Raw genomic sequence first — 20,855 nt, 5'->3', positions numbered from 1 at the left:
GATTAATCTCTCCCTGCTATCCATTTTTTCATCGCACAAATCGAATCATGAGCGGTTAAGTCAACCTGCAAAGGAGTAATGGATATCTTGCCATGCTCAATGGCGTAAAAATCCGTACCTTCTCCTGCATCTTGCTCCTTACCGGGAGGACCAAGCCAATAGATATCATGTCCTCTTGGATCTTTTTGCTTAATCATACTTTCAGCATGGTGCCTAGCACCAAGCCGAGTCACTTGCATCTCATCCAGTTCAATCATAGACCGGTCAGGAACATTGATATTTAATAGGCGATTCGTCGGAACCGCTTGGGCTAAATGGCGCTCGACAAATTGTTTTGCCACGCGTGCGGCCGCTTCAAAGTTATCTCGCCCCACAAGACTAAACGCCATTGACTGAACACCAAGGAAGTGCCCTTCCATTGCCGCAGCAACCGTTCCTGAATAAAGGACGTCATCACCTAGGTTTGCGCCGTGATTAATACCAGATAACACCAAGTCTGGCATCTCATCACTCATCAATTCGTTCAGCGCAAAATGCACACAGTCCGTTGGCGTACCCTGAACGGAAAAAACATTGGGTTCAATTTCATTGACTCGTAGCGGTTGCTCCAATGTGAGTGAATTTGAAGCGCCAGAACGATTCCGATCAGGGGCGACAATCACGACGTTGGCAATGTCTTGAAGCGCATTCGCCAGCGTGCGTATCCCTTGAGCATGAACGCCATCATCATTGCTGAGAAGTATTTTTGGTTTACTTACTTTAGTCTTATTCATTTAAATCAGAATTGTCTTTCTACTTCTTCTAACACTGCGATCTCTCGCAGAATTGAGGTTGCAAAGCTGCCAGAGTCTAAGAAGAAACGCAGTTGCACAGCTCCTTCCTCTACTGTGACGTCTAGCTGCTGAGGAACTAAGCTAATGTCACGACGATCATGGCGCATTCTGTTGCCTCTAATCAACAACATTAGATCCGGTTCATTATCAAGGTGACGCTGCTCAAGCACGAGGGCCTCATCTTGAGTAGGCAAAGCGTTATCGCCAGCTAACGCAGCGGTAATCACTGCCTTATTCGCCACCAATTCATCATAGTTACTTTCGCTCACAACAACGTTCTGGCCTTCAACCGTCACAATATCACCAAGTAGTACTCGGTCTAAGCATTGTTGATCAATACGATCAGAAATAATCTGGTTAAAGATCCAAGAGCGTGCCGCAGACAAATACAAGCTTCGCTTGTTTTGATTTCGAGTACGTACATTGTCACGTCCCCAGCGTCTTGCTTCTACGACATTGTTACCTTCGTGACCAAAGCGTTGCTGACCAAAGTAGTTAGGCACACCGGAGGTCTTGATAGCTTCCACTCTAGCCAATGCTGACTCAAGGTCTGTAACCTCAGTCAGTCGAATCTCAAAGTCATTACCCACTAAGTCACCTGGACGCAATTTTTTGTTGTGCCACGTTGTGTCAATAATTTCAATGCTTGGGTAGGTTGCCAAAAAACCGCTAAAATCTGGCACAGTTTTCTTAGGCAGATGAATACTTAGCCACTGCTCCGTGACTGCATGGCGGTCCTTAAGCCCGGCCCAACCAATGTCTTTAGACTTAACGCCAAACAGTTTAGCAAGTTCATTAGCAACAAAACTGGTATTCTCACCACTTTTGCGAATGCGCACCATAAAATGCTCACCTTCTCCGGCAAGCTCATAACCAAGCACTTCTTTAACGATAAAATCTTCATTGCGTGCTTTAAATTTTGCGGTACTGGTTGGTTTGCCGTATTGATACGCCAAACCATCGATAATATTTGTCATTACTAATGCCTACTAGGACAAGGATTTTGTGATTAATACCACAGCTTCTGTGGCGATGCCTTCTTTACGTCCTGTAAAACCAAGTCGCTCCGTCGTTGTTGCTTTTACATTGACGTTTTCAATATCAGTCTCAAGATCGATTGCGATCACCTGACACATTTGTTCGATATAAGGTGCCATTTTAGGGGCTTGCGCCATGATGGTCACGTCTGCATTGACAAGTTCATACCCCTTAGCACGAACTTTTGCATACACATCGCGCAACAATGCTCGACTGTCTGCCCCTTTCCATTCTGCATCCGTATCAGGAAAGTGGCGTCCTATATCACCAGCGGCGATCGCGCCGAGTAACGCATCGCAAAGCGCATGCAATGCCACATCACCATCAGAGTGAGCAAGAAGCCCTTGCTCGTAAGGAATAGAGACACCACCGATAATAACAGGCCCATCACCACCAAACTTATGTACATCAAAACCGTGGCCGATTCTCATCTATGCTCTTCCTCTCTTAATAAATAAAACTCTGCTAACGCTAAATCTTCTGGGCGAGTGACTTTTATATTGTCGCTGCGCCCTTCCACCAGTATAGGGCTCTGCCCTAAGCGCTCAATGGCAGAAGCTTCGTCCGTGATCATGGCGCCATTTTTCAGCGCGTCACTCAATGCCGCATGTAAGACCTTCACACTAAACAGCTGCGGCGTGAGCGCATGCCACAATCCATTGCGATCAACCGTGTGATCAATCTCGCTTTCAGTATTGGCTCTTTTCATCGTATCTTTCACAGGGGTTGCGAGGATTCCCCCTACAGTATTTGGCACCACCTGTTGAATGAGTGTAGTAATATCATCCAAAGAGACGCAAGGTCTGGCGGCGTCATGAACTAAGCACCAAGCCTCTGGTTCGCTCGCTTGCACCCAATTCACCGCGGATAATACAGAATCCGCACGCTCCTTACCGCCACTAACACGCAGCACCGCAGGGTGGCTTGCTATGTCAAGTTTAGGGTAATAAGGATCGTTTTCACTAACGGCAACGATCACCTTGCTCACCTGTGGGTGAGCCAATAGCTTAATCACCGTGTGCTCTAAAATCGTTTTACCAAATATTGGGAGGTATTGTTTCGGTTTATCAGCCTGCATTCTGCTACCTACACCGGCAGCAGGGACAATAGCAATAATTGGGGGGAGTGTTGCAATCACTGGTTTTCCTCACCTATGATGCGATAGAAGGTTTCTCCATCTTGGATCAACCCCAGCTCATGCCGAGCTCGCTCTTCAATAGCATCAAGTCCTTGGCGAAGATCGTCTATTTCAGCAAACATCTCGTCATTACGAGTCTGCAAATTGCTGTTGACCTGTTGCTGAACTTTGATGTCACTCTCAACCTCATTAAAATCAATAACGCCATTTTTCCCGAACCACAATACATATTGTAGCCATGAAAAAACCACGAGCAGTACGAGAGTAAAGATGCGCATAAACTGGAACGTTCCATCGAAAAAATTAACCCTTTATATACCACAGTTTACACTTTGAAATAAGCGAAGACGGAGCTTGTTCACCGCTTCCAGTCAATTTTAATGAATACTGACACAACTAGGTCACCTGCATTGCCATTTCAGCAAGGGCATTCTTTAACGCATTCGACATGAGTATCTGCTGATTAAACTGAATACCAATCAACGAACCTTGCCCCTGCTTCTTAATACTGACTACCTCAAACGCAATACTACTCGGTAAAAAACGATTTAATGCCGTCTCAACTTTGACTTCAAGACCCTTGCAAAAATCATGTGGTTGTTCAGTATAAATGCCACAGCCCGAGACAGAGAAGTCAATCACTTTACCATCAAGGCTTGCCTGGCCAAACGAGATACTACATGGCAATTCCAGTTTATAGCGTGAATGTTCACGTATGGGTTTAGAAACTACTCGCTCAGGGATTGATAAGTACAACTGTTTACAAACCTCGTCTGAAAAAGCCAGCCACTGGGATTTAAACGCAATCACATGGCCAAAGCTGCTGTCCGTTAATCCTCGAACCACCAACTCTTTATCGACCAATTTCTCCAACAGATGGTCGTCAATACCAGATACATCAAGCAATATAAACCGTTCCATCTTATATCCGATGAGCGTTGAGGGAATGCCTTTGACTTGATCACTGTCATTGATAGACAGACTCAACCTCATTCCAGGCTTCAAATACCGATAATAATCTTGCGGCTTAGTTAATGCCTGCCCCATAAATAGTCCTCATCGACAACAGCAACAATTGAATTACATCGTAATTACCTTGTCTTTGCAATCACTTACCTCTCATCTCAAAAAATACAAATGCTTACAAAATTAATAATTGAAAATGATAATAAATATCATTAGTATTCGATCGCCAGTACGAATAGTGGCATAACAGAATAAATAATTAACTAAAAAAATTGCTTTGATTACGACAAGCAAGGAAAGCCTAGAATGAAATTAGCACCAACAACCCTTTGTAGTGCAGTGGTACTCGCACTTAGTACTTCCCCAATTTACGCTGCTGAACCACCAGCAAATTCCGCCTCGAGCACAGATGAAACCATGACCATTCATGCTCAGAGCTTTGATGATTATAAAGTAGACAGTGCCAGCGGCGCGATGCGTACCGACGCCACGATGCTAGAGACGCCTCAATCCGTTACCGTCATTCCGGAAATCGTCTTAGATGAACAGCTTGCCACAACCCTAGGTGAAGCACTCCAAAATGATGCCAGTGTCAGTGCTGGTACTAAAAAATGGAACCGTGAAGTATTCAGTTTACGTGGATTTCAACTCGATTCAGGCTCGAGCTACTTGAGAAATGGTCAAGCTCAGTTTTCGCACTACATGTTACCCATTGAGACACTTGAACGCGTAGAGATCCTCAAAGGGCCATCCAGCCTACTATACGGTCAGACCACACCGGGCGGCCTAATCAATATGGTGTCGAAAAAACCAACTTATGAACCTATGTTGAACGTCGGTACGGATATAGATCACTTAGGCAGTACACGTATACACGTAGATGCGTCGGGCCCACTCAATGAGTCAGGCACGATTCGTGGCCGCACGGTATTAGTCAAACAGGACACCGTTGAATCACGTCAATATTCTAATGGCGATAACCGAGAGCGTGATCGCTTCCTTGGCTACGGTGTCATTGAGGCAGACTTAGCGGACTGGGGCTTAGTCTCGGTTCACTATGAAAGAACGCAAGATAAAGCCAATATTGATTCTGGCGCATGGCTAGATGGTGACGGCAATACGATAGGTGGTCGCGAACTCATTCGTGATATGCCTTGGGCATTCACCGACAACAACATTGAAAATATTGGTACCGATTTAACGGTTTATATCAATTCAAGTTGGACTGCGAAAGCAAGCTACAATCACCAAACTCTAACACGACACAGAAAAGATTCATCGCCAAGACCAACAAGCAATACTATCGTTGATGGCAGCTACGAAATTAAACCATTCGACCGTCATGACGACTGGAAACTTCAGACTTTTCACTTAGACCTAAATGGCGATTTTGACGCTCTAGGTGTGAATCATAGAACCCTGTTTGGCATGAACGGAAAATTGTATAACTATGAACAGTACAAAGAAAGTTCAGGTACTACTCCCGTAATTCCTGGCCAACCCTATCCAAAGGATCCGGGCAATGATTACCGAAAAGACACCACCGCGTACCGCTCTGACAATCAGTTTTACGGTTTCTACGCGCAAGATCTCGTGACACTAAACGATCAGTGGCAAGTGTTGCTGGGTGGTCGTTATGATCTTTTCTATAAAGATCAGCAAAACAGTGATGGTAGTATCGATGTGAAAGGGGCTCATGATAGCCAATCTTTCTCGCCTAAAGCGGGGGTTATCTTCCACCCAGCCTACAATGGTAGTATTTACGCGAACTATTCGGAAAGCTTTGAACCACAAAACAATGTGGTTAACGGCGATGACTCCATTACTGAGCGAGTGCCAGAAACCAGCCGTCAATATGAGGTAGGGACAAAATGGGAGCTCATGGATAACCGACTTCTTGTCACTGGTGCCTTGTTCGATATTGAGAAAAAGAATATCAGTATCAGTGAAACCATCAATGGCAGCTCAGTGACAACACAAGGTGGCGTTCAGCACCATCGTGGTGCTGAAGCCGCAGCACAAGGTCAAATTTTCGATAAATGGTTTGTCATGACTTCTGCCATGTACCTTGACGCCGAATATTCAAAACACGACGATTATCAAGGCAACCGCCCCGTCAATGTTCCTGAATGGTCTGGCTCTGCGTGGACTCGCTATTCGATGACGGATAACACGGCTTTCAACCTTGGTTTATTTTATCAAGGCGATCGTTGGGCTGACCACGAAAACACCGTGAAAATGGATGGTTATGCTCGCGTAGATGCTGGTGCTTCCCACCAAATTAAGAGCGGCGATATTCGCTGGGACTTTCGCTTTAACATCGAAAACCTATTCGATAAAGAGTACCTAGCTGGCGCTGGCGGCAGCTCTTCAAACGGTGTGATTACCGATGTTCATTATGGTGATGAGCGAAAATTCAAACTTTCCGTCAATGCAACGTTCTAGCAACCTAGCAACCTAGCAACCTAGCAACCTAGCACCAGAACAATACCCCCAAAGAGCGCTTCGGCGCTCTTTTTAAATCTCATCGCGACAACCAACATGAGTGTTAGAGCCTAAAACGGTAAACGGTAAACGGTAAACGGTAAACGGCCATATAGCCATTATTTGCTAATACTTATGTCATATGAACTCGCATCACCTAGAACTAAGATCGTAATAACATCAAATAAAACAGCCTATTAAAGTTTCAACACAACCTGCTCACCAGCACCATTTTTACTTTTAAACTGTCTCACTGGTGAGAATTTGTACATAAATACTAAATTAGCAAGAACAAGGTGATGTGCATCACGGTTCTTATGCAAGTAGCATGTTAGAAACCCTGCAAAACGATAACTATAACCGTCACTTTAAGATTGAGTAACGAGTTTATCTGAGTAGGATATTGGCAGTGACAGACTTAACATACCACCAAGCGATCGGGCTGTTCCAGCACTTCCCCGGCTTTCTTTCCATTCGCGACGCCAAACACAACTACCTTTATCTAAATGATAAGTTCACACATTGGCTTCGTCAGTATACTCAGGTCAATCCACTGGGAATGAATGCGATCGAATTCGCTCAACTCGTGCCTGATGATGTCGCCCATATGCTTAAAAAGTGCCACGATGCGAGTATGGAGTATTTAGAATTTGGTGAATGCGCCCCTAAAATCATTCCATTTAAAACCCCTACAGAGACGTTGTACTACAACGTACTCAAATTTAAAGTTCTGATTGAAGATGAACTGTATATTTACACCACTAGCTTCGACGTCACTGAATTACATCAAGAAGCTAAATTCTTCGAAAAAAAAGCCCACACCGATCCACTAACAAAATTGCACAACCTTGCCTACTTAAACTCTATTCAATGGCAAGAAGGGATATGTGTCGCCGTAGACTTAGACAACTTTAAGCAAGTCAACGATGAGATGGGGCATAGTGAGGGAGATCGAGTACTAACTAAATTTGCCCGCTGCTTACGACAATCATTTGCTAGCACCGATAAGCTCATACGATACGGAGGCGATGAATTTATCGTTCTCACCTCATCTAGCGATGATGCGTTATTACAATTAGCGTTAACCAAGCTAGAAAACACCTTTAAACAGCGATTCAGCCAATATCAAGATTTAGCTTATAGCGTTGGTATTTCCTCTTTCCATCACAACTTGCGTACAACACTCAAACGGGCCGATAGAAATATGTATAGCAATAAACACAAACGTAAAGCTCACCTAATCAGTGACGATAGTTTTGTGGAATCATAAGGGTGGGAGATAGCAATGAAGCCAGCATTGCTATCTCCTGTCATCTTGCTAAATCAATGACTGTGGTGCGCCTTTTTTACTCCCGGCAGGCGTAGAGAAATAACAGTTGTGACGAGTAAAAAAGCAAACGAAACCCAAAGACACGCCGCCAAGCCCGATACCTGATAGATCCACCCAGAGAGAATCGTTCCAATGAGCCTCCCCATCGCATTAGCCATGTAATAAAAACCCACATCCAGCGATACGCCGTCCCCTTTTGCATAGCTCACAATTAAGTAACTATGTAAGGAAGAGTTCACGGCAAAAACAGCGCCAAAGAGTAGCAATCCGGCAACAATAACAAACTGAGGGTGCCATTCATTTTGCACGCCCAATGCAACCAATCCGGTGACGATAGCTAAAGCGAGTACCCACCAAAACGCAGCTGCACCATCCGGAACCTGTCCGTCAGCGGTACCTTTAATCTTCGCTTTACCGGTAATCTTAGGAGCAAACCCTTGTACAAAACCGTACGCTATCACCCATAAAGCAAGAAAGCCCCCAACCCAACTATGATTCCAACCAAACACCGAACCTAAATAAATCGGTAGTGCTACCACGAACCAAACATCCCTTGCGCCAAACAAAAACAACCGAGCCGCAGATAAGATATTAATGCTCTCAGATTTAGAAAAAATCTGCTTAAACTTCGGCTTAGACTTCGCTTTACCGAGATCGTTGTCCAAATGCGTCACACTGCCAGTGAATACCAAAGCCAACACGCCAGCCATGGCCATGACCGCATACTGGAACCCCAACACCGATAACAGCACTCCGCCAATAAAGAACCCCGCCCCTTTTAGCGCATTTTTGGATCCAGTAAGAATCGCAATCCATTTATACAATGCGCCTTGTTGTTCATCAGGAACCAGCGTTTTAATCGCACTTTTCGCACTCATTTTATTGAGATCTTTCGCGATTCCCGACAATGCTTGCGCGGCCATCACCCAAGGGATAGTTAAGGCTGCACTTGGTACGGCTAACATCAACAAAGCAACAATCTGCATACCAAGACCAATATTCATAGTACGATTGAGCCCAAGCCGAGCGCCAAGCCACCCTCCCACTAAATTTGTCACTACGCCAAAAAACTCATAAAAAAGGAACAAAGAAGCAATGGCAAGGGTGCTATAGCCTAGATCATGAAAATACAGTACGACTAACATCCGTAGCGCACCATCTGTAATGGTAAAATTCCAGTAATTAAACGTGACTAGCATGTACTGGCGTACACTTTTACTTAGATTAGACAACATGGTTTTGGCCTAATGTAGACAGATACAAAGAACATAAAAAAAGCCCTCAACAGAGGGCGTTCACAAATTAGAATGTTGCTGCCAACTTCTCGACATAATCAATTTGTGGTGACTTGGTAAACGCACCAGGACGAAGTGCTTGCACCTCTTTACGGATCGTTGCTAAATCCCAGCCTAATTCAAGTAACAAATTTGCGGCTAAAAGCCCGGTTCTTCCCGAACCGCCCATGCAGTGCATCGCAATTTTTTCACCCGATTTTATGGCTTGATGGAGTGTCGGTGAAATTGCTGACCATTGAGCAGCAAACGCCTCACCTGGTGCTTTATCATCTTCTATTGGCGTTTGGAACCATTGCATTCCAAGCACTTGCGCTGCACTTCCCAGTTCAGAGACCCCTTTTTCTGACATCTCACTGTTGTCTAGCGCCGTCACAATAATAGTGACACCTTGCGTTTTTAGCTGTGCTAACGATTCTTGTAAAGACACCCCTTTAGTACCAGGGCAAGGTGTAAAAACGAGTGCAGCCTCATTGACGCTTAATTCCCATGTAGGATGCATCGTCATTACCCCGCTAATCCAACAGTACGTGCTAATTCCGCAGTACGAGTGGCATAACCCATTTCATTGTCATACCACGCATAAATCTTAACCATACGCGTCCCTACTACCATGGTGGATAACGCATCAACAATGGTTGAACGTTGGTCACCTTTATAATCAATAGAGACTAGCGGACGTGCTTCAAAACCAAGAATGCCAGCAAGCTCACCTTCTGAAGCTTCTTTTAATAAAGCATTCACTTCGTCAGCCGTCGTATCACGTTTCACATCAAAAATGATATCGGTTAGTGACGCATTGGCTAATGGCACTCTAACCGCGTGGCCATTAATTTTGTCTTTCAATTCTGGGAATATTTCAACGATCGCCGTCGCGCTGCCGGTCGTCGTCGGGATCAAACTCATACCACAAGCACGAGCACGACGAAGATCTTTATGAGGCGCATCTAAAATGGTTTGGGTATTGGTCAAATCATGAATTGTCGTGAACGCCGCTTGCTCAATACCCAGTTTTTCATGAATCACTTTTACCACTGGCGCTAAACAGTTTGTCGTACATGACGCCGCAGTGACGATACGATGCACAGCAGGATCAAAAATATGGTCGTTCACACCCACAACAATATTGGCAATACCGTCTTCTTTAACTGGAGCGGAAACCACCACTCGTTTCACGCCTTGAGCTAAATACTGATTCAAAAAATCCGTGTGGCGATGCACGCCTGTGGCTTCAATAACCACATCACAGCCAGACCAATCAACCGCATTGATATCACGTTGCTGTGTCGTGACTACCTTTTGGTCATTAATAATAAGGGTTGTTCCCTCGACTTGAACTTGATGATGCCAACGCCCTTGAATAGAATCAAATTCAAGAAGGTGGCCAAGCGTTATTGCATCACCCGCCACATCATTGATCATGACAAACTCAAGCTCAGGCCAATCAAACGCTGCACGTAGCGCTAAACGGCCTATTCGCCCAAAACCATTAATTCCTACTTTGATAGCCATAGATTGTTCTCTCATTGCAATATGAAGTTTCCATGTCACTCAAAAGTAACACCACTTCGTTAAAGTTTAATCGATAAGTGTTTTGCCCGCTGTTGGCCATTATCGTGTAAATTTTGTTCCGCACTCATACGGCATCGGTATAGCTGTGGCACGAGCCTCTTTTCTCAAAGATCGTAAAATGCGTCTCTGACTTATCTTTCCTACCACCTAGTGCTTATTCCACATATTCATCACGATGAACACCAGTCTTTTATCGCTTGTATATATGGATATGCGTATATACTAAATTTCACATATAAATAGTCAAGGATCTTCTCATCACGTCATAAAACTTTCATAATATGCACGCATTGTTGATCCAATATTCCCGTGACCTTGCTTACTCAAGCCCATACGTTGAGGAAAATATGAAAAAAACCATTCTGTTTGTGTGCCGAGGAAATTCAGCAAGATCACAACTGGCTGAGGCCATTGTTAATCATCACTATTACCAACAATATCAAGCATTCAGTGCGGGCAGTCACCCTTCTCATGTCGATAAGAGAACCATTGAGACGTTAGAAAACGCAGGGTACAACACTCAGGCTCTTCGCGCTAAACCGCTGCAAGAGTTTGACGACCGACATTTTGACTATGTCATCACACTATGCTCCTCCGCTCAGGCTGAATGTGGGGTATTTAACAACAGTAACGAAAGTATATTTTGGGACTTACCTACCCCCACGTCGTATTCAGAACCCTTATTCAGCGCCTCTTTGACCGATCTCCAACAACGCATAAAATGGTTTATGCTCGTTCATAGCGAAACCAGCGAACAAGGGTTTGATCCACTTATCGTCCACAAGTGCTTATCGGATCAAACTCGATTAATGATCGCACTAATGATTTTTTCTGAAATAGAGCTGAGCGTGGGTGAATTGTGTGAAGCATTGCAAGAATCCCAGCCAAAAATTTCGCGCGCGCTTGGGGTACTAAGACAATGTGGCATGGTCGTCGATCGACGAAAAGGTCAGTGGGTCTATTATTCAGTTTCAGAGAAATTGCCTGACTGGACGCAAGCGATTCTCAAGGCCTCACTTTCTAGTATGGTTCCTCAGTTACTTGCTGCACACCAACTACTGAATCAATCGACCAATCGACCACATCGACATGATACCCCTCATTAGAGGCGGTCTAATCTGGTCATGTTTCACCCAAAACAACTGAGTAATGAAGGAAAGAAATCGTGTAACTGGAAAGTACATTCTGAAAAAAAGTTACAACATATTGATGATTCATCCAAATTATTTATTTCGATCTAAAAATTAAATATTAAGCGCCGAAAGCTTGCTCTAAAACAAGTTATGTACCGTGAACTTTGATCAATTAGGTGGTAGAATCCGCACCGAAAAGAAAATAAATTACGAAATTATTGTTTATTTTTTTGCAATATCGCTGACATATAGTGGTTTGCATCACAGAATTCGAGGCAAGAAAGCGCCTTAACTGGTCATAAAATGACTAAACGTATTGAAAGACTTTCATACCAAGAAGACGACAAGCTAGATGAAATTTTGATAGCTCACATGAATTATTAGTGGGCATTTCTAGCCTTCTCGGTGGACAACGACTAACTTCAAATTGTAAATATTACTTACCGGAGAGTAACTTCCATGAAAAAGACCAAAATCGTATGTACGATTGGCCCAAAAACTGAATCTGTAGAAAAGCTAACTGAACTTGTCAATGCAGGCATGAACGTAATGCGCCTGAACTTCTCTCACGGTAACTTCGAAGAGCACGCAGCTCGTATCACTAACTACCGTGAAGTAATGGCAAAAGTTGGTAAGCAGCTTGCAATCTTGCTTGATACTAAAGGTCCAGAAATTCGTACAATCAAACTAGAAGACGGCAACGATGTCGACCTAGTTGCTGGTCAAGAGTTCACGTTTACTACTGACGCTTCTGTTGTTGGTAACAAAGACGTAGTTGCTGTTACTTACCTTGGTTTTGCAAAAGATCTTTCTGCTGGTAACACTATCCTAGTCGATGACGGCCTAATCGAAATGGAAGTTATCGCGACAACTGAAACTGAAGTTAAGTGTAAAGTTCTTAACAACGGTGCACTTGGCGAAAACAAAGGTGTTAACCTTCCAGGCGTTTCAGTTAAACTTCCAGCGCTGTCTGAAAAAGACAAAGCTGACCTTAAGTTTGGTTGTGAGCAAGGCGTTGATTTCGTTGCAGCTTCTTTCATCCGTAAAGAAGAAGACGTAAAAGAAATTCGTGAACTGCTAAACGCAAACGGCGGCGAAAACATCCACATCATCTCAAAAATTGAGAACCAAGAAGGTGTTGATAACTTCGATGCAATTCTTGAAGCTTCTGACGGCATCATGGTTGCTCGTGGCGATCTAGGTGTTGAAATCCCAGCAGAAGAAGTTATCTTCGCTCAGAAGATGATGATTGAGAAATGTAACCGTGCACGCAAAGTGGTTATCACTGCGACTCAAATGCTTGACTCTATGATTCAAAACCCACGTCCTACTCGTGCAGAAGCGGGCGACGTAGCGAACGCAATCATGGACGGTACTGATGCCGTTATGCTATCTGGCGAAACAGCGAAAGGTAAATACCCTGTTGAAGCTGTGACTATCATGGCTCAAATCGCTAACCGTACCGACAGCGCACTTAAAGCTGAACTAGGTTCACGTCTAGACAGCCCACGCCTACGTATTACTGAAGCAGTATGTAAAGGTGCAGTAGACACAGCTGAAAAACTAGCAGCTCCACTGATCATCGTTGCAACTGATGGCGGTAAGTCTGCACGCTCTGTACGTAAATACTTCCCTACAGCGAGTATCGTAGCACTTACAACGAATCCAAAAACAGCAGCACAACTTGTACTAACAAAAGGTGTTCGCCCAGTTCTTGTTGATTCAATTGAAAGCACTGACGCATTCTACAAAAACGGTAAAGAGTACGCTCTAAGCTCTGGTTTTGGTAAGAAAGGCGATATCGTTGTTATGGTTTCTGGTGCACTAGTTGCTTCAGGCACAACAAATACAGCGTCTGTACACGTACTTTAATTCCTACGTTACATAAGCAACATCTATAAAAAGAGGGCTCACGCCCTCTTTTTTTTATAATTTTTCTTGCCCAACATTTCCACACACTGTACTATCCTCGCCGACTTACAACACGCCATACTGCCTGTTTGTTTTAGTCTATTATTCCATTGGATGATGAGGTGTATTGTGTCGAGCCCAACGTTGACGGACAAAGTCGCAAAAGATATTTGTCAGGATATTCTATCGGGAGAGCTCAAGCCGAACCAAAAGTTGGTTGTCGCTGAGCTTAAAGAAAAATATAACGTCGGTGCGTCTCCTATTCGAGAAGCATTGATTCAATTATCTTGGATAAAATACGTCAAACTAGAGCCACAAAAAGGCTGCTGGGTGGCGCCTATATCCAAGACAGAGCTTTATGATCTACATGAAAGCTTAAATGTGGTCGCGTCTGTATTGTTGGAAAAATCAATCCAGCAAGGTAACGAAAACTGGGAGCTCAATATTCTCACCGAGTTCCATAAACTCTCTCGCTTTAAATTTCAGGGTGATAACTTTAACTGGAAAGAGTGGGAAGAGCGCCAAGAAGCATTCTATCTCGCACTATTTAGTGGCTGTTTTTCGAAAAACATGCAGGAGTTTTTGCACGACATTATTCGTCAGATCAAGCGCTATCGTCAGGTATCATTAAGTCGCTATCCAAAAGGATTTGATGAGATCTTCCGTATTGATGAGCATGAAAAAATCATGAAACTGACGCTTGATAAAGATCTCGAAGCAGCAAAGCTGCAACTGTCAGTATTCATCAATGACATGATAAAAGAGATCGAGCCTCAAATCGACGCGATTGAAATGGCATAAAAAAACCGGGACAACCCCGGTTTTTTTACCATCCAAAGAACTCTTTGTGGTGCGTGTTTAACAACAACACCATTGGCAAAAAGTATAATGCGCTCAACTTAATACCGAGAACCACAAGTGTCCCAATGGTTAATCTAACAAGAAAGTGATTGTACATAATCGACCTCGCACGCCCAACATGCTGATTTCCCTATCAACTTATAAAAAAACAACCATGACCAGCCAAAACACCAAGCCATTTATCATTCATTTTCATGGGCAAAATGTAACTAAAAAAATGTGATATTACTCAAAGAAACGGTAGTGTACTCACAATATCAAACAGGTCAAGTTTTAACCTACATTAGACTAAAGTCTAATGTAGTAGCACGAATTTTCCACTCTTTCTGAATAAGAGTATTTCTCTCTCCACGGTATTTTTCTTGATTCTCAAATACAAGAAAGCCAACTGCAATAGCAGCTGGCTTTCTAAATGATCATGTATACGACCGATTTAACCGACTCGATTAAAACTCGATATTACGGCCGAAGCTCATTGGCCATTCTGTCGGATTTTTCTTACCTTCACGGATATAACGGCACTCAGCCAACCATGTAAGCAGCTCCCAACCAAATGCAGCGGTTAGCAGCGCATCTTTCTCATCAGAGTTCTTCTGTGGAGCGAATTCAGCAATATCAGCACCTACTAAGTTAATACGCTTTGTTGCACGTAACTTACGGAAGATATCGTAGTACATACGTGCTGATACACCGAATGGATCTGGGCTTGAGTTTGCGCTGTGATCCAGAAGATCCAAACCATCAAGATCGAATGTCAGGTAAACAGGACGACCATCGCCTTGTTTCTCAAGAATTTGCTCAACAATGTGGTCGATACCAAGATCGTACATTTCATCCGCAAGGAAGAAATTGCCACCAATCGCTTTCGCTTTACCTTGTTGAGAAGCACACCAGCGACCACGCATACCCATGCTTACGCTGGTTGTTGGGTCAATAGCACCTTCAGATGCTAAACGGCAGTACCAGTTACCTGAATAAGACTCGTAATCAAAATCAGCACGAGTTAACAGATCAAAGTGGCCATCAATGTGAATCAAAGATACTGGACCGTGAACTTTTGCTAGTGCAGCAGGGCCAGGGTAAGCCACGGTATGGTCACCACCGAAGAAAAATGGTGTACAACCATGGTTAATAACCATGTCATCCACGACTTTCTGTGCATTGCGCATTTCTTCATCTAGGTTGAACTGACCTAAGCCATCCCAGTTTCCGTAATCGATAATATTACACAGTTCAAACGGCATTGTGCCATCTTGGTGAATAAGACCCATACCCGTTTTAGACGCATCACGAATTGCTCCTGGACCAAATTTATGACCACCAGCATTCGGAGAACACTTGTCCATCGTCAGACCGTACATCACGATGTCTGCGTTTTCAAAATTGTTTACATAAGGCGCACCAAATGCTCCAACGTGCTCTTTACCGAGTAAACTGAACGCTTCTACACCCTGCTCAGCCATACGCTGCTGCATTGGGGCGATATCTTCGTTAATGTAAAAATCTGCGTCAGACTTGTTCCAATAAATATCTTTGTAGAGCTCTAAGTTTTCTTTTGAAATTTCAACACGTTTTGGCTTAAACATGGGCGATACCTCTAATGATTAATTTAGTGAATGACTTCACTGCAAGCTATGGGAAAATTATAATTGCTACCGTCGCGATTGCTTATTACACTTTAGGACATGTGTATTACATTTTCGGACAACTCACTTGACCTCATTAAATCAACAACACTTCTTTGACGCTATTTTGGGATACTGGGAAAATATTGTCCGAAGTGAGTCTACTGTAGCCATAGATATTGCAAACTTTTTGCGTAAAGCCGGCATCATCCGTATCACTCAAGGGCAATATCAACCAATCCAAGCCAGTCAGGTCCATACGTTAATGGCGATTACCGTTGAACAACTGCATATTGATGGACTAGGGTTACGCATTGCCAAACGGCTGAAGCTTCAGGATATGGGCGCCTGGGGATATGCGATGATTAGCTGCCAAAACCTCAAACAACTTCTTGATACGGGGTTACAATTTTCATATATCACCAAAGATTATGTCGACATACACATTGGCTATGACAGCGAATATGCTTACATTACTGCCGATGACCGCTCACATGGAAGATCGGCTCAACACTACACGATTGAAGATGCCATTTGTCATTATTATCTCGGTATCGAACGATTTTTGGGGCAAGAATTTGACCGAAAACGCGTTCATGTTGACTTCGCCTACCCGGCTCCCCATTACTTACCTTTGTACAAAACTATCTTTACCACCAACCTGAGCTTTAATGCCAAAAAAAACCAGCTGCGCTTCCCCGTCGAGTGGATACGTTCGGCCATTTCGATGAACCCTGCTCTTATCGCGCACGTTGCTACTCTACAAAGCCAAACTCTCATTGATGACACTGCCACGCACCCTATCAGTTACCAGATAAGAGTGAAGTTACTGACCCAACTGAAGTATGGGCTACCCTCAATGGAAGCAATGGCTATTGAGATGAACACCACCAGTCGTACGCTCAGACGAAAACTGATAGCGGAAGAGACCACTTATAAGCACTTAGTCCTTGATACACGGATGCAAGTGGCACGCGACTACTTACTTAACACCCCGTTAAGTACGACAGAAATAGCAGAACTACTCAGCTACCATTCCTCCCCGCCGTTTTTTAGAGCGTTTCAAAACTATTATGGTATGAGCCCCCATCAATACCGCATTCAATCACGTCATGAATAACACTTCACTCCAGCGATAGTGAGTCGGATGTTCAACACAAAAAAGCCCAGTCAAAGACTGGGCTAAAATCAAGTGCGTATGATTTTGAATTACTTGCGAATGGTTTCCGCAGCGCGCTCAGCGCCTACTTTCTCTTCCCATTTCGCATTTAGCGCATCGATAGTTGTACCAGAGCGCTCTAGGAAAGATTTGAAACCATCCCAGTGTGAATCCATAACTTGGTGAGTGTCTGTTGACTCAGCCATTGCTTTTAGACCCCACTCATCTGGGATGTATACTTCGTTGAAGCCTTTACGTGGACGGTTTGCTTTTTGTGCTTTCACAAATGCATCACTCTTACGCTTAACTTCTTCGATAGGACCGAAGTGGCTTGGGTCAATCACTAGGATGTAAGAACCGCCTACTGGACACGGTGCATTTTCCATTGTGAAGAAGTCACTTGGAATCGCTGGAAGCTCAGGTGCGATCGTACCTTTCGGGTTGATGATCGCTGTCATTACTTCATTCCAGATGTTGATAGAGTAAAGGCGAGGCGTTAGGAACGTCCAAGGTGCTTTACAGTCAGCAACACGGCCGTAACCTTCAATTAAAGAGCCCCATTTACGAGCGTCAGCTGTTAGCTCACCTGTATCTTGGTCAACAAGTGCTGCTACGTGCAGGTCACGGTCGTTGACGATCGCGTCACAGATGTGAGAGTCGTAACCTTCACCGATCATGATAGACGTGACTAGAGGAAGCTCATCGCCACCTACACACGCCGCATCAAATGGAGGACAAGACATAGTTGGATCCATACCACCAAACGGAGCGTTTAGAGGAACTGAGTTGTTTGAAGACATAGCAAACATGCCTTCTTTCATTGCCATCTGTGTGTAGTTTGAGAAGTTACCGCCGTCACAGTGGTCGTAACCAAATACGATTGAGATACCGTGCTTACGTGCTTTCTCGATAGCGGTTTGAGCCATCAATGTACATGCGTAGTGACCAGAAGACTTTTTACCATCGTAAACCGCCCAAGTATCACCTTCAGACTCAATGACTGGCGTTGTAGAAGGATCTAGAATACCCGCTTCATATGGAATCGTTACCGCTTCGATAACACCAAGACCTTGGTGCAGCTTACCTTGTAGGCCACCAACAAGTAGGTTGTGCGCTAGAATATCAGCGTGCTCTTGAGTTGAGCCGATGTGTTTCCATGATTCAGAAACAATGAATGAGAAATATTCGTTGTCAAATGTAGTGGTAGGGCTTGCTACGTTAGCCATGGTGATGTCCTCTAATTTAGTGGAAATTCGTTTTCTATGAAACTGGCTTTAGTCTATTCGATATAAGTAATCAAAGAAGTAACATACTGGAGCCACCTCTTCTAGCACTATGTATGTTTCTTTTATTACTTGCCTCATTTCTCTTGTGACATTCCGATTAAAAATATAGCATCACTCATAATTAAAAAGCATTAAGACACCAAACAAAACCCAATACAATCAATAATTTAAACTTATACACAAACCTATTTCACTGAAAATTCAAATCTTCACAGAAGCCTGTCAATTACTCATGACAGTAACTTCCTTTTGAGTTGTTTTTTCACTTACTCACATTTATTGAATATTGTCAGATTTGAAAAGTGTTACCTAACTTAACTATTGAATTTATGTCATTAACCAGGGAGAAATTTATGACAAATTTGCATTACGATCGTCGAACGCTGAAAGCCGGGTATTGGGTTCTAAACAACTACCATTATGGCTTTGTTGCAGAGGCTCACTGTAATCTTGAGTTCGTCAATACTGTCAACTTATATAAAACCGCGAATGACCACGTACTATATTTCATCATTGAATTCAGTAAGGCCATCGAAACATGCAATAGTGAAATTTCTATTGCCCTAGCGAATGGCAGCACGGTCGCGCTCACACCGTACACAAAATATGCATGTATTCGCGGAAACGACCAAATGATTCGCTGTGAGCTACCGGTTGAAATAGAAAATGAGCTGAAGAATGAGAATGGTTTTACGATATGTTTTCGTCAGGAGAACTCGATAAAGCAAGACTTTATCAGCACTGAAGGGGCTGTGAATATCATTAGTAATGCAATCAGGCACAAAAGCATATAAAAAAAGCCGCTCCTTAGGAGCGGCTTCATTAAAATCCGTTAACGATTAAGCGATTACGCTTGACCTTTAACTTCTTTTAGACCGTTGAAAGGTGCACGCTCACCTAGAGCTTCTTCGATGCGAAGAAGTTGGTTGTACTTAGCAACACGGTCAGAACGGCTCATAGAACCAGTTTTGATTTGACCTGCAGCTGTACCTACCGCTAGATCAGCGATAGTTGCATCTTCAGTTTCGCCAGAACGGTGAGAGATAACTGCTGTGAAGCCAGCGTCTTTAGCCATCTTGATTGCAGCTAGAGTCTCTGTAAGTGAACCGATTTGGTTGAACTTGATTAGGATAGAGTTAGTGATGCCTTCTTCGATACCACGAGCTAGAATCTTAGTGTTTGTAACGAATAGATCGTCACCAACTAGTTGAAGCTTGTCGCCTAGAAGTTCAGTTTGGTGCTTGAAGCCAGCCCAATCTGATTCGTCAAGACCGTCTTCGATAGATACGATTGGGTATTGGTTAGCAAGGTCTTGTAGGTAGAAGTTAAACTCTTCAGAAGTGAAGATTTTGCCTTCGCCTTTCATGTTGTACTTGCCAGTTTCTTTGTCGAAGAACTCAGAAGCTGCACAGTCCATAGCAAGAGTAACGTCTTTACCTAGTACGTAACCAGCAGCTTCAACAGCTTCTTGGATAGCAGCTAGAGCAGCAGCGTTAGACTCAAGGTTAGGAGCGAAACCACCTTCATCACCCACTGCAGTGCTTAGGCCTTTAGCTTTAAGTACTTTCGCTAGGTTGTGGAATACTTCAGCACCGATACGTAGCGCTTCTTTAAGAGTTTTTGCGCCAACTGGTTGGATCATGAACTCTTGGATGTCAACGTTGTTATCAGCGTGCTCACCACCGTTGATGATGTTCATCATTGGTAGAGGCATAGAGAATTGACCAGGAGTGCCGTTTAGCTCAGCGATGTGCTCGAACAAAGGCATGCCTTTAGCAGCAGCTGCTGCTTTAGCGTTCGCTAGAGAAACCGCTAGGATAGCGTTCGCGCCGAACTTAGATTTGTTTTCCGTACCATCTAGGTCGATCATTACTTGGTCAACGTCAGCTTGTGCTTTCGCGTCTTGACCAACTAGTGCTTCAGCGATTGGGCCGTTAACAGCTTCAATTGCTTTAAGAACACCTTTACCTAGGAAACGTGATTTGTCACCGTCACGTAGCTCAAGAGCTTCGCGAGAACCAGTAGAAGCACCAGATGGAGCTGCTGCCATACCAACGAAACCGCCTTCTAGGTGAACTTCAGCTTCTACAGTTGGGTTACCACGTGAGTCGATGATTTCACGACCTAGAACTTTAACGATCTTAGACATTGATGTTTCCTCTCAATAAATAAAAATTTAATGTCAATTTAAAGGCAGCCGCATAACCTTCGCAGCCGCCCGTATCCT

At 43.8% G+C, this 20,855-nt stretch carries 19 protein-coding genes; 7 read left to right on the top strand and 12 right to left on the bottom strand.

Annotated features, from left to right (window positions below; translation table 11 throughout):
- Window positions 1-2 precede the first annotated feature (2 nt).
- The 6 genes from surE to L4D05_RS00810 all read right to left on the bottom strand — a co-directional run bounded on the left by surE (window position 3) and on the right by L4D05_RS00810 (window position 4,056).
- Entirely contained in the window at window positions 3-773 is a 771-nt protein-coding gene (gene surE, locus L4D05_RS00835) for a 5'/3'-nucleotidase SurE (RefSeq protein ID WP_428792762.1), read from the bottom strand.
- Window positions 774-778: 5 nt separating this feature from the next.
- Entirely contained in the window at window positions 779-1,810 is a 1,032-nt protein-coding gene (gene truD, locus L4D05_RS00830; RefSeq protein WP_428792761.1) for a tRNA pseudouridine(13) synthase TruD, read from the bottom strand.
- A gap of 12 nt (window positions 1,811-1,822) precedes the next feature.
- Entirely contained in the window at window positions 1,823-2,302 is a 480-nt protein-coding gene (gene ispF, locus L4D05_RS00825; protein WP_428792760.1) for a 2-C-methyl-D-erythritol 2,4-cyclodiphosphate synthase, read from the bottom strand.
- Complete coding sequence (gene ispD / locus L4D05_RS00820; RefSeq protein ID WP_428750364.1) at window positions 2,299-3,009, bottom strand: 2-C-methyl-D-erythritol 4-phosphate cytidylyltransferase; 711 nt, start codon at window positions 3,007-3,009, stop codon at window positions 2,299-2,301. Before ispD ends, ispF begins: the two co-directional genes overlap by 4 nt.
- A complete protein-coding gene (ftsB, locus tag L4D05_RS00815; protein WP_428750363.1) occupies window positions 3,006-3,287 on the bottom strand; it encodes a cell division protein FtsB in 282 nt (93 codons plus the stop codon). Before ftsB ends, ispD begins: the two co-directional genes overlap by 4 nt.
- Before the next feature lie 118 nt (window positions 3,288-3,405).
- Window positions 3,406-4,056 (bottom strand): PilZ domain-containing protein, encoded by a 651-nt coding sequence (locus L4D05_RS00810; RefSeq protein WP_428792759.1) that lies wholly within the window; start codon window positions 4,054-4,056, stop codon window positions 3,406-3,408.
- A gap of 225 nt (window positions 4,057-4,281) precedes the next feature.
- Between L4D05_RS00810 and L4D05_RS00805 the strand changes: the two genes are divergently transcribed.
- Together L4D05_RS00805 and L4D05_RS00800 are read left to right on the top strand one after the other, a co-directional pair.
- Window positions 4,282-6,420 carry a TonB-dependent siderophore receptor gene (locus tag L4D05_RS00805; protein ID WP_428792758.1) on the top strand — a complete coding sequence of 713 codons (2,139 nt, stop codon included), beginning with the start codon at window positions 4,282-4,284 and terminating at the stop codon, window positions 6,418-6,420.
- A gap of 448 nt (window positions 6,421-6,868) precedes the next feature.
- Window positions 6,869-7,729, top strand: a complete 861-nt coding sequence (locus tag L4D05_RS00800) for a GGDEF domain-containing protein (RefSeq protein ID WP_428750360.1) — start codon at window positions 6,869-6,871, stop codon at window positions 7,727-7,729.
- 53 nt (window positions 7,730-7,782) lie between these two features.
- Here L4D05_RS00800 and arsJ read toward each other — a convergent pair whose 3' ends face one another.
- The 3 genes from arsJ to L4D05_RS00785 form a co-directional block, all read right to left on the bottom strand.
- Complete coding sequence (gene arsJ, locus L4D05_RS00795; protein WP_428750359.1) at window positions 7,783-9,024, bottom strand: organoarsenical effux MFS transporter ArsJ; 1,242 nt, start codon at window positions 9,022-9,024, stop codon at window positions 7,783-7,785.
- A 67-nt stretch (window positions 9,025-9,091) separates the two neighbouring features.
- Window positions 9,092-9,589, bottom strand: coding sequence for a phosphatase domain-containing putative toxin (locus tag L4D05_RS00790; RefSeq protein WP_428792757.1), 498 nt, complete (start codon window positions 9,587-9,589; stop codon window positions 9,092-9,094).
- Entirely contained in the window at window positions 9,589-10,593 is a 1,005-nt protein-coding gene (locus L4D05_RS00785; RefSeq protein ID WP_428750357.1) for an ArsJ-associated glyceraldehyde-3-phosphate dehydrogenase, read from the bottom strand. Before L4D05_RS00785 ends, L4D05_RS00790 begins: the two co-directional genes overlap by 1 nt.
- Before the next feature lie 407 nt (window positions 10,594-11,000).
- On the opposite strand from L4D05_RS00785, the gene L4D05_RS00780 reads away from it, so the two are divergent.
- From L4D05_RS00780 to L4D05_RS00770, 3 genes are all read left to right on the top strand, one after another.
- Window positions 11,001-11,759: a metalloregulator ArsR/SmtB family transcription factor gene (locus tag L4D05_RS00780; protein WP_428792756.1), complete on the top strand. Its 759-nt coding sequence runs from the start codon at window positions 11,001-11,003 to the stop codon at window positions 11,757-11,759.
- 486 nt (window positions 11,760-12,245) lie between these two features.
- Window positions 12,246-13,658: a pyruvate kinase PykF gene (gene pykF, locus L4D05_RS00775; RefSeq protein WP_428750355.1), complete on the top strand. Its 1,413-nt coding sequence runs from the start codon at window positions 12,246-12,248 to the stop codon at window positions 13,656-13,658.
- 156 nt (window positions 13,659-13,814) lie between these two features.
- A complete protein-coding gene (locus tag L4D05_RS00770) occupies window positions 13,815-14,498 on the top strand; it encodes a GntR family transcriptional regulator (protein ID WP_428750667.1) in 684 nt (227 codons plus the stop codon).
- Window positions 14,499-15,004: 506 nt separating this feature from the next.
- Here the strand turns inward: L4D05_RS00770 and L4D05_RS00765 are convergent.
- Window positions 15,005-16,144 carry an arginase family protein gene (locus L4D05_RS00765; protein ID WP_428750354.1) on the bottom strand — a complete coding sequence of 380 codons (1,140 nt, stop codon included), beginning with the start codon at window positions 16,142-16,144 and terminating at the stop codon, window positions 15,005-15,007.
- Window positions 16,145-16,271: 127 nt separating this feature from the next.
- Here L4D05_RS00765 and L4D05_RS00760 point away from each other — a divergent pair, with 127 nt between their 5' ends.
- Window positions 16,272-17,303: an AraC family transcriptional regulator gene (locus tag L4D05_RS00760; protein WP_428750353.1), complete on the top strand. Its 1,032-nt coding sequence runs from the start codon at window positions 16,272-16,274 to the stop codon at window positions 17,301-17,303.
- Between the two features lie 89 nt (window positions 17,304-17,392).
- Here the strand turns inward: L4D05_RS00760 and L4D05_RS00755 are convergent, their stop codons facing one another.
- A complete protein-coding gene (locus L4D05_RS00755; RefSeq protein ID WP_428750352.1) occupies window positions 17,393-18,568 on the bottom strand; it encodes an Ldh family oxidoreductase in 1,176 nt (391 codons plus the stop codon).
- A 413-nt stretch (window positions 18,569-18,981) separates the two neighbouring features.
- On the opposite strand from L4D05_RS00755, the gene L4D05_RS00750 reads away from it, so the two are divergent.
- The gene (locus L4D05_RS00750; protein ID WP_428750351.1) at window positions 18,982-19,422 is read left to right on the top strand and encodes a hypothetical protein; all 441 of its coding nucleotides are present in this window, start codon (window positions 18,982-18,984) and stop codon (window positions 19,420-19,422) included.
- A gap of 53 nt (window positions 19,423-19,475) precedes the next feature.
- Here the strand turns inward: L4D05_RS00750 and eno are convergent, their stop codons facing one another.
- The gene (eno, locus tag L4D05_RS00745; RefSeq protein WP_250615805.1) at window positions 19,476-20,777 is read right to left on the bottom strand and encodes a phosphopyruvate hydratase; all 1,302 of its coding nucleotides are present in this window, start codon (window positions 20,775-20,777) and stop codon (window positions 19,476-19,478) included.
- Window positions 20,778-20,855 lie beyond the last annotated feature (78 nt).

Source organism: Vibrio nomapromontoriensis, assembly GCF_050337205.1.
Lineage (GTDB): Bacteria > Pseudomonadota > Gammaproteobacteria > Enterobacterales > Vibrionaceae > Vibrio > Vibrio nomapromontoriensis.
Note: the sequence above shows the minus strand (reverse complement) of the source record. Positions and strands in the feature narration are given on the sequence as shown.